1 protein-coding gene is annotated in these 838 nt (G+C 46.2%); it reads right to left on the bottom strand.

Annotation, left to right across the window (positions count from 1 at the left end; all coding sequences use genetic code 11):
• Positions 1-185: 185 nt before the first annotated feature.
• Positions 186-659 (bottom strand): peptide-methionine (R)-S-oxide reductase MsrB, encoded by a 474-nt coding sequence (gene msrB, locus I8U17_RS18115; protein WP_198055732.1) that lies wholly within the window; start codon positions 657-659, stop codon positions 186-188.
• Positions 660-838: the final 179 nt, after the last annotated feature.

The raw sequence follows: 838 nt of genomic DNA, 5'->3' as shown, positions 1-838 counted from the left end.
CTCTTGCCAATCGCCTTCAATTCGTGTAATTTAATCACAGTCCCACTCCCTAACATAGATCCCCCTCCGAAGAAATTTGGCGGTATTATTCGAAGGGGGGATTTATTCGACGGGGAGTGGGTCAATTCTTTTTCGGCGATCCTGGGTCAATTATAGACCGGCGGTAACACCGGGCACCGGGTTCTTTACTTTTCAAACAGATGCAGGTATTCGCCATAACCCTCTTTTTCCAGATCTTTTTTGGGAATGAAGCGGAGCGCGGCTGAATTGATGCAATAGCGCAAATGTGTCGGAGCAGGGCCGTCATTAAACACATGTCCCAAATGGGAATCTGCTTCCCTGCTGCGAACCTCCGTACGAATCATGCCAAACCGGTCATCCAGCTTTTCGACGATTTGCTCAGGATGAAGCGGTTTGGTAAAACTGGGCCAGCCACATCCGGCATCAAACTTGTCCAGAGAACTGAACAAAGGTTCACCGGAAACAATATCCACATAAATCCCTTCTTCATCATGATCCCAATATTCATTGCGAAAGGGAGGTTCTGTTCCTTCCTTTTGTGTCACTTCATACTGGAGAGCAGTCAACCTCTTTTGCAGTTCCTCTCGATTCGGAATCGGACGGCGTGCCCGTCTGACTTTCGAGGACTCTTCTTTCATCACTTTGCACCTCTTTTTTCGATACTGGTAAGTTTTATTATATACAAAAAAGATTATCCAGTTTGGATAATCCATAAACGGTATTCCCTGAAAACTAAAGAGTGAGTAAGGCATGACCCGAGAAGTAACCGGTTCATTTGCTCTGTGAAGAGCTCCTTAGAAAGGAGGTGATCCATCCC

This window comes from Thermoactinomyces sp. CICC 10521, from assembly GCF_016055135.1.
GTDB classification, from domain to species: domain Bacteria; phylum Bacillota; class Bacilli; order Thermoactinomycetales; family Thermoactinomycetaceae; genus Thermoactinomyces_A; species Thermoactinomyces_A daqus.
The sequence above is the reverse complement of the archived record's forward strand: the minus strand, read 5'-3'. Positions and strand labels throughout refer to the sequence as shown.

Bases quoted from the DNA above. Each gene is read 5' to 3' on its own strand.
- msrB (WP_198055732.1), bottom strand. From the start codon at position 659: ATGAAAGAAGAGTCCTCGAAAGTCAGACGGGCACGCCGTCCGATTCCG.